The sequence below is a fragment of the Prochlorococcus marinus CUG1417 genome (assembly GCF_017695975.1).
Classification (GTDB): Bacteria; Cyanobacteriota; Cyanobacteriia; order PCC-6307; family Cyanobiaceae; genus Prochlorococcus_A; species Prochlorococcus_A marinus_AG.
In genome coordinates this window covers 189,280-202,333 of sequence record NZ_JAAORN010000001.1, presented here as the reverse complement: position 1 = coordinate 202,333, position 13,054 = coordinate 189,280, and the positions used below count along the sequence as shown (strand labels likewise).

The following is a 13,054-nucleotide window of genomic DNA, read 5'->3' as shown; positions in this document are numbered from 1 at the left end:
AAATGAATAATGCATAAAATAGAACATAATGATTACTCAACACTAGTATCCATGCCAATATCAAACATAAAGCATGGAGGAAATGTATATGAAAATGCAAAAAGATTAAATTTATTACCCTCTAAAATTATTGACGCAAGTGCCTCATTAGTACCATTTGATCCTCCTCAAATTTTAATAGATTCATTAAATTCAGAAATTAAGAATCTTGGATTTAGATATTACCCTGAGAGAAACTTAAGTGATTTGAAAGAAATAATCGGTAAATTTCATGGGATAAATCCAGAAAATATATTACCCGGAAATGGAGCTTCTGAACTAATAACTTGGGCAGGTTATGAAGCATCTAAATTTGGAACAAGTTGTATTCCTTCTCCGTGTTTTGTTGATTATGAAAGATCATTAAATTGTTGGAATAGTAATTTTATACCTTGCGAATTACCAAAAAACTGGAATAATATTTTTCCTCAATCATTTCCGCTTCATCCTAAAGGTGATGTCATTTGGATAACAAATCCACACAACCCAACTGGCCAATTATGGGGTAAGAATTCATTAGAGGAAATTATAAAAAAATATAAATTAGTTATCTGCGATGAGGCTTTTTTATCAATAACACCTAACGGAGACAAAGAATCTTTAATACCATTAACCCAAAAATATGACAATTTATTAGTCTTGAGAAGCTTGACCAAAATCTTCAATATTCCTGGTATTAGGTTAGGTTACGTTATTGGTTCATCAAAAAAACTTAAGCAATGGCAAATCAATAGAGATCCTTGGCCTTTAAATTCCTTCGCTATTAAAGCGGGTATTGACCTACTAAGTAATACTAAATTCTATGAAAAATGGATAAGAAAGGTTCACAGATGGATAAATATTGAAAGAGAGAGAGTATTTGAAAAATTATCAATAATAGAAAACCTTAAGGTTCACAACTCTTCAACCAATTTTTTTTTAATAGAAAGTAAAAAATCCTTGTTGCCGAATATAAAATTCTTAGAAAACAAGGGAATATTACTTAGAGAATGTACTTCATTTAGATTTCTTGACGAAAGGTGGGCAAGAATAAGTTTGCAGAGCAAGAAAAATAATACTCTTTTATGTAAAGAAATTCAAAATTCCTTTAAAAAATAATTAAAAATTTTTTTAATTTCAATTTTGGATTTGATTTTATTATTGTTTTCCATATTCTTCTTCATAAGATCTAAAATTTCATAGTGATTTTTTCCGTTTTTTAATTTTTTTTTGAAAATTCTTTCAATAGTTTCTTCAAAAACTTTTTTAGAAATTTTATTTTGATTCATTAAAACTGATCCTCCACTCTCAGCAAGAATCATCGCATTTTTCTCCTGGTGATTATTTTTAGAATAAGGATATGGAATTAAAATTGAAGGTTTTTGAGTCTTTATTAGTTCGTTTATAGTTCCAGCACCAGATCGCGATATAACAAGATCACAGTTTTGAATTAAAGCTGCAATTTCATTAGTAAATTTTTTTTGAACATATCTTTTGGAATTTTTTACTTGAAAGAATTGTTTATTATATTCGCCAATAATATGAACTATCCGAAACTTTTTTTTCATTAAAAATTCAAGAGATTCGAAAAGAATTTGATTTATAGCTTTTGCACCTTGACTTCCTCCCATAACAACCAAAAGAGGGCCTTTACCTTTTGGAACCCATTCTGGCAAGAGATTAGATTTATAGAACTGCTCTCTTAAAGGAGTTCCAGTAAAAATGATTTTACAATTTTTTAAATAAAAATTTGTTTTCTTAAATCCTAAAAAAACATAATTACATAAAAAACCAAAATATTTTGTAACCATTCCTGGAATTAAATTTGATTCGTGAATAATGACAGGTATCTTGAGAAGTTTTGAAGCAATAATAGTAGGTGCTGATATATAACCTCCAGTTGTAAAAACTAAATTAATTTTTTTTTCTTTTAATATCCTAATTATTTTGAAAGTTGACATTAAAATTCCTATATATTGATAAAACAAAAAAATATTTTTTCTTGGTGTCTTTATATTCAAAGTCTTCAAATTATATTTTTTGGGAATATAATTTGCGTCAAGTCTTTGATGAACCCCCAACCAATGAATATTCCATTTATCTTCAATCTCTTTAGAAATTGCTAAAGCCGGAAAAATATGCCCTCCTGTTCCACTTGCTGCGACTAATAAATTATTTTTTTTAGACATAAAAACTTTAATTAGTAGAATAAAAATAACCAATGATTGATATGTTTAATTTAAACTTATTCAAAAATATAGGATTTCTTCTCTACTTATTTGTTTATCTTATTATTCCCTATTCAGCAATAACGCAAACTTTAAAAATTGATTTTATAAGAAATCTAGAAAATTCTTTAAATAATCGAGATTTAGAGTTTATTAAAAAAAATATTAGAAATGAAGAAAACCAAAATATAACAAAGCAGTTTTCAAAAATTGTTAGTGATTTCCCTGACAGCAAATGGAAGATCAAAAGATTAAAATCTAATATCCCAAATGAAGATATTTTGCGAATAAAAGTTTCTGGGGAAAAAATAGTTAATGGAGAGATATATATACTCGAATCAAATTTTGATTATTTATTTTCAATCGTAAATGGAAAAATAGATGAAGGGATTATCAAAAATTTATTCACAACAATAAGAAATGATGAAAGGAAGATAGATATTAGTTTTAAATTCCCAGACAAAGTTCTTACTGGTGCAAAATATGATATAGATATTATTCTAAATAAGCCACTTGAAGAAGTGATTATTGCTGGAGCTATAAAACCTCATCAAGTTAATTCATTTTTTGAACAAGAAATATTACTGGAGCCATTATCATCAGGCGGAATTTTCAAAATGACGAGAGCCCCTTCAAAACCAGGGATACAAATTTGGTCAGGAATCATAGCTCACCCTGAGGGAATGATTACTTTTACAAAGAGTATTGATATTGTTGATGAAATATAGCTTAAGATTCGTTTAACGCAGCTACACCTGGTAAGGTTTTACCTTCTAAAAGTTCCAAACTAGCTCCACCTCCAGTAGATATATGAGACATTTTCTCTGCTAATCCAGCTTTCTCTACTGCTGCGACTGAATCCCCACCACCAATTATTGTACAAACTTCAGAAAAAGCACTTAAGTCAGCAAGTGTAGTAGCTATTGCATTTGTACCGTCTGCAAATTTATCAAATTCAAAAACTCCCATTGGACCATTCCAAATAATTGTCTTACATTCTGCAAGAGCATTCTGAAAAACCTTAATGGAATCTGGACCAATATCGAGACCCATCCAGTTGCCACTAATTGAATCAATTTGAGATATTTTGCTATTAGCTTCCGGAGAAAACTCATCAGCCAAAACAACATCAGTGGGTAATAATAATTCTACTCCTTTTGCTTTTGCTTTTGCTTCTAAATCTTTAGCAAGCTCGAGTTTATCTTCTTCTACAAGGCTCTTTCCGACATCTAAACCTCTAGCTTTATAAAAAGTGAAAATCATACCTCCACCAATCATGATTTTGTCACACTTATCTAGTAAAGAATCAAGTACTCCTATTTTGCTACTAACCTTTGATCCTCCGACTATTGCTGCCAATGGACGTTTTGGAGAATCTATTGCCCCTTGTAAGTATTTCAATTCTTTTTCTAAAAGGAATCCAGCTACTGAGGGACTTAAATAATTAGTAACACCCTGAGTTGAAGCATGAGCTCTATGAGCAGCACCGAAAGCATCATTTACATACATATCTGCATGTGATGCTAATTTTTTAGCAAACTCAAGGTCGTTCTTTTCCTCTTCACCAAAAAAACGAACATTTTCGAGTAAGAGAACATCTCCATTAGATAAGCTATTTGATTGTGCAACTGCTTCATCACCAATACAACTGTTAGTAAGAGCAACATTTTGCCCCAACAATTCACTTAATCTTGCTGCTACTGGAGTTAATCTCATTTTTTCATTTACCTGACCCTTCGGTCTACCAAAATGAGCAGCTAAAATGACTTTTGCAGAATGATTAATTAGATATTCAATAGTTGGGATCGCTGCACGAATACGCGTATCGTCAGTTATTTGACCGTCTTCATTTAATGGAACATTAAAATCTACTCTTACAAGAACTTTTTTTCCTTCTAAATGTGTCTTATCAAGACTGGAAAGAGATAATTTTGACATTAAACAAGCTATATTTATAATCTCAAGACCCTAACGTTAATTTGGGCTTATTGGGTTAAAAAGTAGTTACTGTTACCTATGCCTTAATAAATTTTAAGAATTAACGATTATAAAAATTTTTAGTTATTAAATTTATACTAAAATTTAGAAGTAAATACTTTTGAAACTTATAAAAACTAAAAGGAATACAAAAATTTATTTGATTTATTGAAGTGGACATACCCAAAATCCAATGGTACCCAGGCCATATCGCAAAAGCAGAAAAGAAATTATCTGAAGTTATCAATAAAGTAGATTTAGTTATCGAAGTGAGAGATGCACGAATTCCTTTGTCAACAGGACATCCACACTTAAATAAATGGATAAATAATAAAAAACATATTCTTGTCATTAACAGATCAGATATGATCTCCCCGAATACAATCAATAGTTGGAATAAATGGTTTAATTCTAAAGATCAATATCCTCTTTGGTGTGATGCTAAAAGAGGAATAGGGATTAAAGAAATTTGTAAGTCAGCCAAAGATTCTAGGTCGTCAATCGACGATAGAAGACTCTCTAGAGGAATGCGAATTAGGCCAATTAGAGCCCTTACACTTGGTTTTCCAAACGTAGGAAAGTCGGCATTAATTAATAGAATCGCAAAAAAAAGAGTTGTAGATAGCGCTAGGAAAGCAGGCGTGACTCGTAATTTAAGATGGATAAAATTAGAAAGTGGTATAGATCTGTTAGATGCTCCTGGTGTTATACCTCCAAATTTAGAAGATCAAAAATCAGCACTTAATCTTGCACTGTGTGACGATATTGGAGAAGCTGCTTATGAAATAGAGAGTGTCGCAATTGGATTTATCAAAATTATATCCACTCTCAACAAAGATAAGAATGCGAATATCTCAGTTAAACAAATATCTAATAGATATGGAGTTGATATTACTAAAGGCTTTAAGAGTCCTTCTGCTTGGATCAACGAAGCAGCTTCAAAACATACCTCTGGCGATAAAAGGAGAATGTCTCATAAGTTATTGGAAGATTATAGAAATCAAATGCTGGGTAAAATTGCTTTAGAAGTCCCACTATGGAATTAAACAATCAAAATTCTTTCGGCATTGGAGAAGGTGAGCTTATAGAAATTATTTATGAGCTACCTCTTCCTATGAGGCTAGACAGATGGTTGGTAAGTAAAAGGCCAGAACAAAGTAGAGCAAGAATTCAACATTTTATAAATTCAGGTTTAGTACTTGTAAACTATAAGACTGCAAAAGCAAAGACCCCATTAAAAAATGGCGACAATATTCAAATATGGATGCCTCCTCCTGAACCTCTTATTTATTTGAAACCTGAAAAAATGGATTTAAATATCCTTTTTGAAGACGAGCACATCATAGTAATTAATAAACAATCAGGACTAATTGTTCATCCAGCCCCTGGACACAAATCTGGAACTTTAGTGAATGGATTACTTTTTCACTGTAAAGATCTACCTGGAATTAATGGGAAACTAAGACCTGGGATTGTTCACAGATTAGATAAAGATACCTCCGGATGTATGGTTGTTGCAAAAAGCCAAGAGGCATTAGTAAATCTCCAGAAACAAATTAAAGAAAAAATAGCATCACGCGAATATATTGCAGTAATTCATGGAGCACCGAAGTCTGAAGAAGGCCAAATAGTGGGAAACATTGGCAGAGATAAATTAAATAGATTGAAATATAAAGTAGTTGAAGAAACTTCAGGAAGGTATGCCTGTACCTATTGGAAATTAGAAGAAAGATTTGGTAATTACTCATTAATGAGTTTCAAACTAGATACGGGGCGAACGCATCAAATAAGAGTACATTGCGCTCACATTAATCATCCAATTGTGGGTGATCCGTTATATGGAAGATGTAAAAAACTACCATGTAAATTAGATGGCCAAGCTTTACACGCAATTAAGCTTGGACTTATACATCCAATAAATGGTAAAGAAATGATATTTGAATCAGAATTACCATTAGATTTTCAAAAATTACTAAGTGTTCTTAAAATTAAATAAGATTCAAAGATGAATTTAGAAGCGATTTTGTATACGTGTTTTGAGTTTTAGTGAATATTGTGGAACTTTCTCCTTCATCAACTATCTTTCCTTGATTCATAACTAGCAACCTATCACAAAATCTTTTAGCAATGCCCAAATCATGAGTAATAAAGATAATCGTTAAATTCATTTTTTCTTGCAAGACTCTAAGTAATTCAAGAATCTCTATTTTTACTGAAGCATCCAACATATTAACGCTCTCATCACAAATCAAAATTTTTGGTTTCAACAATAGCGCTCTGGCTAATGAAATTCTTTGCAATTGACCACCAGATAATTGGCTAGGATAAGAATTAAAAAAATCATTATTTAAGGGAAGATTCAAATTTCTAAACATTAATTTTATTTCTTTTTCGATTTTTCTTTTATCTAAAATTTTTTGAATAAAAAATATATCTTCCAAAATACTTTTAATTGTCATTTTCGGGTTCAAACTTGAAAAAGGATCTTGAAAAATAATTTGCACTTTATTGTTCTTTTTAAAAAATTTATTTTTTTTCGATGCATGATTTTTATCATAAATTTTGATTTCACCACCTCTTACTTTAAGAAGTCCAATTAAAGCCCTACATAGTGTACTTTTACCACTCCCTGAAGAACCAACTATTCCAAGAGTCTCATTCTCATATAACTTGAAACTAACTTCATTTAAAGCCTTATTCCATTTATTAATGAAAATTGAAGAATTTAATTTATACCAATGTCTTAGGTTATTTACCTCTAGAACGACCTTATCTCGAGCATTATTTTTAGTATTTGGTTCTAATACTATTTTTGAAGCATTTACTAACTTTTTGCCGATATCTGATTTTGGTGTTTGAAAAATATCTAATATATTCCCTTTTTCAACAATCGATCCCTTTTCAATTATTGCAACTTTTTTACACCACTTTGCTGCAAGATTAATATCATGACTAATTAAAATTAAAGTTGTATCAAATTCATTACATAGATGAATTATTTCTTGCATAATTTCAAAACTTGTTTTGGTATCTAAGCTTGTTGTAGGTTCATCAGCTATTAATAATTTAGGTTTCAAAGCAAGTGCCATTGCTATAGAAACTCTCTGTCTCATTCCGCCGCTAAATTGATGTGGGAAAGAATCAAGTCTAGTTTCTTCAATTCCGACTTTTTGAAAAACTTCTCTTACTAATTTTTTAATAGCTAAAGATGATTTAGTTTGATCATGTGTTTTAAATAATTCATATAAATGATCCCCAACTCTCATTAGCGGATTAAGTTTTTTTATAGAGTCTTGATAAATAAATCCAAAATTCTTTCTTCTAAATAATTGTGCATCTTTGTTGTTTATTTTCCTAGGATCTACATTAGAAATCGATAGATACCCTTTAGAAGTGGCCTTTGCAGGCAATATATTTACTAATGTTTTTGCAAAAGTGGTCTTTCCACATCCAGAAGGTCCTATTATGGCCAAATGATCTCCACTATCTATTTCCAAATTAAAATTTTTGATAATAGGTTGCTGTTTTAGACCATATTTAACAGTAAGATTTTTAACTACAATAATTTTTTCTTTATTTTTTTCCATGATTTATAGCAAATTTTTCTAGACATAAATAAAATACATCTAAAGCAATATAAAATGTCCGAGGCAGCTGCAAATTCAAAAGAAAAAAACGAAATTGAAGTTTCCAAAACTATTTTGCCTGAAAATAAAAAATATGAAAGTGAATCTTTAAATTATCAAATAAATATTCCCGATTGGCTTCTTAAAGATATTCATAATTTTGAAAAATCAAATAAAGAAAATGATGAGAATCAAAACCTAATAGTAAAGGCTTTTAAACTTGCTTATAAAGCTCATGATGGACAATTCCGTGCGAGCGGCGAGCCATACATTATCCACCCGGTTGCTGTTGCAAATCTCCTTAAAGAAATAGGTGCTAGTTCATCTGTTATTGCTGCAGGCCTTTTACATGATGTAGTTGAAGATACTGGCATTGATTTATCTGAAATAGAAACAAATTTTGGATTAGAAGTAAAAATACTTGTAGAGGGTGTAACAAAATTAGGCGGCATTCACTTTAACAACAGGACTGAAGCACAGGCTGAAAATCTTAGGAAAATGTTTTTGGCTATGGCCAGCGATATCAGAGTTGTCTTAGTTAAACTTGCAGATCGACTTCATAACATGAGAACAATTGAATGGCTAAATGATGAGAAAAAACTAAGAATAGCGAGAGAAACAAGAGAGATTTATGCACCATTAGCTAATCGACTAGGAATAAACAGATTTAAATGGGAATTAGAAGATTTAGCTTTTAAATTCCTAGAGCCTAAAGAATATCTAGATCTTAAAGATCAAATCGCCGTTAAAAGAAGTGATAGAGAAAAAAGATTAAAAGTAACTTTGAATCTTCTGAAGGAAAACTTGAATTCAGCGGGTTTGAAAAATTTTGAAATAACAGGAAGGCCAAAACATCTTTATGGCATCTGGAGCAAAATGGAAAGACAACAAAAGCATTTTCACGAGATTTATGATGTTGCTGCCCTAAGAATTATCGTGGACAATTCAGATAGTTGTTATAGAGCTTTAGCAGTTGTTCATGATACTTTCAAACCAATTCCAGGTAGATTTAAAGACTATATAGGATTACCAAAACCCAATGGATATCAGTCCTTACACACTTCTGTGATTGGAAGACATCGACCTATTGAAGTTCAAATTAGAACTACTTCGATGCATCAAATTGCTGAATATGGTATTGCCGCTCATTGGCAATATAAAGAGGGAGGTTCTCCTGCTAAAAGTAATGCCGAGAGATTTAATTGGCTAAGACAATTAGTAGAATGGCAACAAGAAGGTAATGAAAGGGATCATAATGATTATTTAGCTTCAATTAAAGAAGATTTATTTGATGAAGAAGTATTTGTAATCACTCCAAAAGGAGATGTTGTTGGTTTAAGGAAAGGATCTACCGCGATAGATTTCGCCTACAGAATCCATTCTGAAGTTGGAAATCACTGTAATGGAATAAGAATTAATGAAAAGCTTTCTCCATTATCTACAGCACTTCAAAATGGTGACTTCATAGAAATTTTGACAAGTAATAATGCTACTCCAAGCTTGGATTGGCTGAACTTTGTAGTTACGCCAACTGCTAAAAATAGAATTCGCCAATGGTATAAGAAAAGCCATCGTGATGAAACGATTAAAAGAGGTAGAGATTTACTTGAAAAAGAAGTAGGTAGAAACGGTTTTGAAGCATTACTTTCTAGTGAAGCCATGAAAAAAGTTGCAAATCGATGCAATTTAAAAACTACTGAAGACCTTCTTGCATCTCTTGGTTTTGGTGGTTTAACTTTGCATCAAGTATTAAACAGACTAAGAGAAGAAATAAAATTACAGACAGAAGATGTAAAAAATGATTCTGACTCTGAAATAGCAAAATCTCTTAAAAGTAATAATAATTTATCCACTAATCAATCTAATACAGCAGCTAAATCACCAATTTCCGGTATAGAAGGTCTTGATTACAGAATAGGTAAATGTTGTTCCCCGCTCCCAGGCGAGGATATTATCGGAACTGTGTCGCTCGGCAACCATGGGATAACTATACATAGGGAAGATTGTGAAAATGTAATACCAATTCCAATAGAGAGAAGGTTACCTGTCGGTTGGAATCAAGATAATAAAACTGGCGATAATAAGTTTCCAATTCAGCTACGAATAGAAGTAATTGATCGAGTTGGAGTTCTTAAAGATATTCTTATGCGGTTATCTGATAAAGGTATAAACGTTAGTGATGCCAATGTTAAAACTGCTTATGGTAAACCAGCTATTATAAATCTTTGTGTAGGTCTTGAAAGTTATAATCAACTTCACAAAACAATTGAACAAATTAAATCAATGGCAGATGTTTTAGATATTGCCAGAGTTGGACAAAGTTAATTTTAAAATCAGATCAATCTATCTCTTACTTTTTATCTTGTAGATAAAGAAAACAATACTGCCGCAAATCAAAGCTAATAAAATACCTACACAAGATGAACCTAAGAGTAATTTTAAGGAAAAAATTCTACCTTGTTTCCATAAGTCATCAATAACTAAACTTTTTTCAAGAATTTTATTAGAAGGATTATTTAAAAAAATCGAACCAACTTTATAGTTAAAATAATAAAGTGGAATATAAGTAAAAGGGTTGCTGATCCAGGTACCAATTGCAGCTAGAACAATATTTCCCTTAGCTATTTTCGCAAAAAATACTCCCATTAAAGTCTGAAAACCAAAAAATGGAAAGCAACCACTAAATACCCCTATAGCTAAACCTTTAGCATTAAAGAAAGGACTTCCATTCTGACTCCTAAATAATGATAGAATTTTCTTATAGGTAATATCTCTTTTAAATCTCATTCAGAAAGAAAATTTCAAAATTAAATTCTTGATAATCTTACTTAATTATCCATAACAAAGCGAGAGATGGATTCAATAGTTACTACAGAAGATACGATAGCCGCAATTGCTTCAGCTATAAGTATTGGGAAGGGAGGGGTTGCGATAATAAGAATATCAGGGAAAGACGCAATAAATTCTTGCAAAAAGATTGTTCAAACTAAATCTAAATATGCATGGAAATCACATAGAGTTTTTCGTGGTTTTATTCAGGAAAATAAACAAAATAAATTTATAGATGAGGTTTTAATTTTAGTGATGAAATCCCCAAATAGCTTCACAGGAGAGGATGTAGTTGAACTTCATTGCCATGGCGGAATTATCATAGTAAATAAAGTTTTAAAGATATTATTATCTAGTAATTCTAGAGTTAGACTTGCAAACCCAGGAGAATTTAGTCAAAGAGCTTTTCTTAATGGGAAAATAGACCTTACTCAAGCCGAGTCGATTAATCAATTAATTAATGCAAGCAATACCAGATCAGCCGAGTTAGCCTTTAGCGGGGTTCAAGGAGAAATAAAGAAAAAAATTGATGATATTAAAAATGACCTTATAAATCAACTTTGCGAAATAGAAGCGAGAGTTGATTTTGAAGAAGACTTCACAGATTTTGATTACACCAAATATCTAAAAAACATTAAAAAAGTAAAAGAAAAAATAGAATTACTAATAGAAAATGCAAAAAGAAATTCATATATTCACAATGGAATATCCATTGCGCTTATAGGTAAAACAAATGTTGGCAAAAGCTCTTTATTAAATTTGCTTGCAAAAAAAGAGAAAGCAATCGTAACTAATATTCCTGGAACAACTAGAGATGTTATTGAAGTTAATTTAACTATTAATGATATTCCAATGAAAATAATTGATACTGCTGGCATAAGAGAAACTCATGAACAAATTGAAAGTATTGGAATTAAAAAAAGTTTTGGGAAAATAAAAGAGTCAGATTTTATAATTTATATTTATAGTCTTGAAGAAGGATTTAATGAAGAAGACAAAAAAATAATACAAGAAATTCCCAAAGAAAAATTAATTACTATTTTGGGCAATAAAAAAGATTTAATTGATTACAAAAATATTAATTCAAATGAGTTAAAAAACACAATTCTTATGAGTATTAAGAATAATGATGGTGAAAGATTATTAATAGACACAATTATAAAAAAATGCGGATTAAAACAAGTAGAAAATATCAATATATTTTTAAACGAAAGACATCTAACAAATTTGTCTGCTTGCTTATCTAATTTAAATGATACTGATGAAATAATTGAAAATAAATTACCATTTGATTTGTTATCAATTGAGCTGAGAGATGGAATTCAAAACTTATCTAAAATTACTGGTCAAGAATTAACAGAGGAACTTCTAGATAATATTTTTTCTAAGTTTTGTATTGGTAAATAAATTTGAGTTAAATTACATAGTGGTATATAGTTGATTCTCTAACTTCAGTTTAATTTTTATTAATTAATTATTTCTTAGTTTAGTGGATTTAAATACTCCAATAATAAGTAGAATCATTGATAATTGGATCGATGAAGATATAGGTAGGGGAGATCTTACAAGTTCCTCTATTACAGAAGAGAACGGTAATGCATATTGGATTGCAAAAGAAGAGGGTATATTCTGCGGGGTTGAAATTATAAAAGAAATTTTTAGAAAAATTGATTTAAAAATCAGTCCAAAATTTAATATCTCTGATGGAGATCAATTTGTTAAAGATCAAAAACTCTTAGAAATATATGGGCCTTCAAAAAGTTTGCTAGCTAGTGAAAGAATAAGCTTAAATATAGCAATGCATTTATCTGGAATATCAACATACACAAAGAATCTTGTAAATAAGTTAGAAGGTACAAATATAAAATTAGCAGATACTAGGAAAACGACTCCTGGCTTAAGAATATTTGAAAAATATGCATTCAAATGCGGAGGTGGAGTCAATCATAGAATGGGATTATACGATGCAGCTATGATAAAAGAAAATCACATTGCATGGACAGATAATCTTAATAATGCAGTAAAAAAAATTCGACTAAATTCGCCTTTTACAACTCACATCATAATTGAAGCCGAGAATATCGAACAGGCAAAAGAAGCAGTATTAGCAGGAGCAGATAGTGTCTTATTGGATGAACTTAGCCCTGAAATAATCAAAAAAAACGTTCAAGAATTAAGAGATTTATCAATGATTAGCTTAAAAAAAGAAGTAAATAAAAATTTGATAATAGAAGTTTCTGGAATTAACCCTGAAGAAATTAGTAAATATCTAATAAAAGGTATTGATTTGATTTCAACAAGTTCTTCAATCACCAAAAGTAATTGGATTGATTTGAGTATGCGTTATATTAATTAATTATATAGATAAATAATTGA

General features: G+C 30.5%; 11 protein-coding genes. 7 read left to right on the top strand and 4 right to left on the bottom strand.

Annotated elements, in window-relative coordinates:
• The first annotated feature begins 9 nt into the window (after positions 1 to 9).
• Positions 10 to 1,137: a pyridoxal phosphate-dependent aminotransferase gene (locus tag HA140_RS01085; protein ID WP_245156168.1), complete on the top strand. Its 1,128-nt coding sequence runs from the start codon at positions 10 to 12 to the stop codon at positions 1,135 to 1,137.
• Here the strand turns inward: HA140_RS01085 and HA140_RS01080 are convergent.
• The gene (locus HA140_RS01080) at positions 1,116 to 2,207 is read right to left on the bottom strand and encodes a UDP-N-acetylglucosamine--N-acetylmuramyl-(pentapeptide) pyrophosphoryl-undecaprenol N-acetylglucosamine transferase (RefSeq protein ID WP_209039382.1); all 1,092 of its coding nucleotides are present in this window, start codon (positions 2,205 to 2,207) and stop codon (positions 1,116 to 1,118) included. The genes HA140_RS01085 and HA140_RS01080 overlap by 22 nt on opposite strands.
• Positions 2,208 to 2,248: 41 nt before the next feature.
• Between HA140_RS01080 and HA140_RS01075 the strand changes: the two genes are divergently transcribed.
• Positions 2,249 to 2,974, top strand: a complete 726-nt coding sequence (locus tag HA140_RS01075) for a hypothetical protein (RefSeq protein WP_209040211.1) — start codon at positions 2,249 to 2,251, stop codon at positions 2,972 to 2,974.
• A gap of 1 nt (position 2,975) precedes the next feature.
• Here HA140_RS01075 and HA140_RS01070 read toward each other — a convergent pair whose 3' ends face one another.
• Positions 2,976 to 4,184 (bottom strand): phosphoglycerate kinase, encoded by a 1,209-nt coding sequence (locus tag HA140_RS01070; RefSeq protein WP_209039381.1) that lies wholly within the window; start codon positions 4,182 to 4,184, stop codon positions 2,976 to 2,978.
• 212 nt (positions 4,185 to 4,396) lie between these two features.
• Here HA140_RS01070 and ylqF point away from each other — a divergent pair, with 212 nt between their 5' ends.
• Together ylqF and HA140_RS01060 are read left to right on the top strand one after the other, a co-directional pair.
• Positions 4,397 to 5,269 carry a ribosome biogenesis GTPase YlqF gene (gene ylqF, locus HA140_RS01065; RefSeq protein ID WP_075507480.1) on the top strand — a complete coding sequence of 291 codons (873 nt, stop codon included), beginning with the start codon at positions 4,397 to 4,399 and terminating at the stop codon, positions 5,267 to 5,269.
• The gene (locus HA140_RS01060) at positions 5,260 to 6,219 is read left to right on the top strand and encodes an RluA family pseudouridine synthase (RefSeq protein WP_209039380.1); all 960 of its coding nucleotides are present in this window, start codon (positions 5,260 to 5,262) and stop codon (positions 6,217 to 6,219) included. Before ylqF ends, HA140_RS01060 begins: the two co-directional genes overlap by 10 nt.
• On the opposite strand, the gene HA140_RS01055 is transcribed toward HA140_RS01060, so the two are convergent.
• The gene (locus HA140_RS01055) at positions 6,212 to 7,810 is read right to left on the bottom strand and encodes an ABC transporter ATP-binding protein (RefSeq protein ID WP_209039379.1); all 1,599 of its coding nucleotides are present in this window, start codon (positions 7,808 to 7,810) and stop codon (positions 6,212 to 6,214) included. The two genes, HA140_RS01060 and HA140_RS01055, sit on opposite strands and share 8 nt — an antisense overlap.
• 54 nt (positions 7,811 to 7,864) lie before the next feature.
• On the opposite strand from HA140_RS01055, the gene HA140_RS01050 reads away from it, so the two are divergent.
• The gene (locus HA140_RS01050; protein ID WP_209039378.1) at positions 7,865 to 10,174 is read left to right on the top strand and encodes a RelA/SpoT family protein; all 2,310 of its coding nucleotides are present in this window, start codon (positions 7,865 to 7,867) and stop codon (positions 10,172 to 10,174) included.
• 18 nt (positions 10,175 to 10,192) lie between these two features.
• Here HA140_RS01050 and HA140_RS01045 read toward each other — a convergent pair whose 3' ends face one another.
• The gene (locus HA140_RS01045; RefSeq protein WP_011817683.1) at positions 10,193 to 10,636 is read right to left on the bottom strand and encodes a DUF2062 domain-containing protein; all 444 of its coding nucleotides are present in this window, start codon (positions 10,634 to 10,636) and stop codon (positions 10,193 to 10,195) included.
• 66 nt (positions 10,637 to 10,702) lie between these two features.
• Here HA140_RS01045 and mnmE point away from each other — a divergent pair, with 66 nt between their 5' ends.
• Both mnmE and nadC read left to right on the top strand, forming a co-directional pair.
• The gene (mnmE, locus tag HA140_RS01040) at positions 10,703 to 12,085 is read left to right on the top strand and encodes a tRNA uridine-5-carboxymethylaminomethyl(34) synthesis GTPase MnmE (protein WP_209039377.1); all 1,383 of its coding nucleotides are present in this window, start codon (positions 10,703 to 10,705) and stop codon (positions 12,083 to 12,085) included.
• Positions 12,086 to 12,167: 82 nt separating this feature from the next.
• Complete coding sequence (nadC, locus tag HA140_RS01035) at positions 12,168 to 13,034, top strand: carboxylating nicotinate-nucleotide diphosphorylase (RefSeq protein ID WP_209039376.1); 867 nt, start codon at positions 12,168 to 12,170, stop codon at positions 13,032 to 13,034.
• Positions 13,035 to 13,054 lie beyond the last annotated feature (20 nt).

Excerpts from the sequence above, each read along its gene's own strand:
- HA140_RS01085 (WP_245156168.1), top strand. The coding sequence starts at position 10 with ATGCATAAAATAGAACATAATGATTACTCAACACTAGTATCCATGCCA.
- HA140_RS01080 (WP_209039382.1), bottom strand. The coding sequence starts at position 2,207 with ATGTCTAAAAAAAATAATTTATTAGTCGCAGCAAGTGGAACAGGAGGG.
- HA140_RS01075 (WP_209040211.1), top strand. The coding sequence starts at position 2,249 with ATGTTTAATTTAAACTTATTCAAAAATATAGGATTTCTTCTCTACTTA.
- HA140_RS01070 (WP_209039381.1), bottom strand. The coding sequence starts at position 4,184 with ATGTCAAAATTATCTCTTTCCAGTCTTGATAAGACACATTTAGAAGGA.
- HA140_RS01060 (WP_209039380.1), top strand. The coding sequence starts at position 5,260 with ATGGAATTAAACAATCAAAATTCTTTCGGCATTGGAGAAGGTGAGCTT.
- HA140_RS01055 (WP_209039379.1), bottom strand. The coding sequence starts at position 7,810 with ATGGAAAAAAATAAAGAAAAAATTATTGTAGTTAAAAATCTTACTGTT.
- HA140_RS01050 (WP_209039378.1), top strand. The coding sequence starts at position 7,865 with ATGTCCGAGGCAGCTGCAAATTCAAAAGAAAAAAACGAAATTGAAGTT.
- HA140_RS01045 (WP_011817683.1), bottom strand. The coding sequence starts at position 10,636 with ATGAGATTTAAAAGAGATATTACCTATAAGAAAATTCTATCATTATTT.
- mnmE (WP_209039377.1), top strand. The coding sequence starts at position 10,703 with ATGGATTCAATAGTTACTACAGAAGATACGATAGCCGCAATTGCTTCA.